Origin of the sequence: Asprobacillus argus (assembly GCF_032248395.1) — a bacterium.
Classification (GTDB): domain Bacteria; phylum Bacteroidota; class Bacteroidia; order Flavobacteriales; family Flavobacteriaceae; genus Polaribacter; species Polaribacter argus.
Genome location: NZ_JAVTTO010000018.1, coordinates 1 through 255, shown reverse-complemented (window position 1 = coordinate 255; position 255 = coordinate 1). Strand labels below are relative to the sequence as shown.

At 41.2% G+C, this 255-nt stretch carries 1 rRNA gene; it reads left to right on the top strand.

Features of this window, described 5'->3' with window-relative positions:
• Window positions 1-73 precede the first annotated feature (73 nt).
• Window positions 74-255, top strand: a 16S ribosomal RNA gene (locus tag RQM59_RS14455); the annotation flags it as partial.

Sequence of the window (255 nt, the reverse complement as noted above, 5' to 3'; positions counted from 1 at the left end):
GAGTAGAATAACCATGTTTAACTTCGTTAAACAAATTCTTTTGAAACTTATTCATTCATATTATAAAAGATATACAATGAAGAGTTTGATCCTGGCTCAGGATGAACGCTAGCGGCAGGCTTAACACATGCAAGTCGAGGGGTAACAGGGATTGCTTGCAATCCGCTGACGACCGGCGCACGGGTGCGTAACGCGTATAGAACCTACCTTTTACAGAGGGATAGCCTTTAGAAATGAAGATTAATACCTCATAGT